The sequence below is a fragment of the Ancylomarina sp. genome, assembly GCF_041555295.1.
Taxonomy (GTDB): domain Bacteria; phylum Bacteroidota; class Bacteroidia; order Bacteroidales; family Marinifilaceae; genus Ancylomarina.
Genome location: NZ_JBFFKR010000464.1, coordinates 1 through 1650 on the forward strand (window position 1 = coordinate 1; position 1650 = coordinate 1650).

At 35.9% G+C, this 1650-nt stretch carries 3 protein-coding genes; 2 read left to right on the forward strand and 1 reads right to left on the reverse strand.

Annotated features, from left to right (window positions below):
- A partial coding sequence (gene nadA, locus ABY905_RS17120; RefSeq protein WP_372646094.1) for a quinolinate synthase NadA occupies positions 1-146 on the reverse strand: 146 nt, incomplete at its 3' end.
- A 162-nt stretch (positions 147-308) separates the two neighbouring features.
- On the opposite strand from nadA, the gene ABY905_RS17125 reads away from it, so the two are divergent.
- Positions 309-857 (forward strand): lysophospholipid acyltransferase family protein, encoded by a 549-nt coding sequence (locus ABY905_RS17125; protein WP_372646089.1) that lies wholly within the window; start codon positions 309-311, stop codon positions 855-857.
- 32 nt (positions 858-889) lie between these two features.
- On the forward strand, positions 890-1650 hold a 761-nt coding region (locus ABY905_RS17130; protein ID WP_372646092.1), incomplete at its 3' end, for an amidohydrolase.

Consider the following 1650-nt stretch of genomic DNA (forward strand, 5'->3'; position numbering starts at 1 on the left):
GTCTCCGCAGCATATTGAGCTAATGCTAAACTATCGCCTTTAAAATCGGCTATATCTTGAATGTCAGGTGTCTGGTAGTAATGTGCTAGTATGATAGCATTTTTTTCTTTTGCTAATTTTAAGACTTTGTCTCTCATTGCATCCATTATATTTATACTTAGAGTGTAGAAATTAAGATGCAAATATCTTTAAATTGTTGGGGAAATCAAAATTGATTCAAGAAAAAGAGGAAGTCTTTATTTTAGTACCTTTGGCGAAGAGTTTTCAGATTATTTGAAAGTAGATTATATCTTACTATAACAGAACGAATGAAAGTAAAATTAAGTCAATTCCTCCTTAAATTATCGGGGTGGAAATTTGTGGGTGAAATTCCTACAGAAAAAAAAGCGGTTGTTATTGCAGCACCCCATACATCAAACTGGGATTTTATTTGGGGAAAGCTGGCTTTTGTCGCACATAATATCAATACGACAGTTTTAATGAAAAAGGAATTCTTCTTTTTTCCTCTAGGTGCCATTTTTAGATCGATGGGAGTTATGCCGATTGATAGAAGTAAAAAAGGTAATTTGACAGATCAATTAGCCGAGGAATTTGCTAAACGAGATGAACTTTATCTATCTCTTTCTCCGGAAGGAACCAGAAGTAGGCGTCCAGTTTGGAAAAGAGGATTCTATTTTATTGCTCTCAAAGCAAATGTGCCTATCTTGTTGGGAGATCTCAATTACGAAACTAAAACGTTGAGTTTTCTTGATACTTTTTATCCTACAGGTGATGTAGAAGCTGATATGGCATATATTAAATCAAAGTATAAGAACTCAAAACCTAAGTATCCAGAGCTTTTTTCAACAGGTGATTAAATCTATTTATAGCGAATTTTAAATATTAAGTTATGTCAGATATTCTAAGACTTAGTTTGGTTCAAGCTGATTTAGTTTGGGGTGATGTGAATGCAAATCTTGATCAATTCAAGCAACAACTTGCTAAATTGAAAGGGAAGAGTGATTTAATTGTCTTGCCTGAGATGTTTACATCTGGTTTTATGATGTCGGGTAAAGACGAGATCGCCACATATACCAATATGGTTGTTGCCTGGATGTGTGAACAAGCTAAGTATTTAGATTCTCATATAATGGGAAGCATAATTGTAAATGAGAGTGATGCCTATTACAATCGAATGTATACGGTTTCTCCTCTAGGTGATATTTCGACCTACGATAAGCGACATTTGTTTAGAATGGGAAACGAACATCATCACTTTGTGGGTGGAAAAGAAAAGGGCATTGTAAAGATAGGAGAGTGGCGAATTCGTCCTATTGTTTGCTACGATCTACGTTTCCCGGTCTGGAGTCGCAATCAACAGGACTATGACCTTTTGGTTTGTGTTGCTAACTGGCCTGATGCGCGTCGTGATGTTTGGAATACGATTTTAAAAGCTCGTGCGATAGATAATCAGGCTTATGTTGCGGGTGTAAATCGTGTAGGTAAAGATGGCATGGGTTTAAGTTATGCGGGAGATTCTTCCTTATTTGATGCTCGAGGAAGAGATGTTGCGAAATGTGAAGAGTATAAAAATGATATTCAAACGACACATATTTCACTGGGTGAATTAGTTCGTTTTAGAGCAAAATTTCCTGTTTATCTTGATGCTGA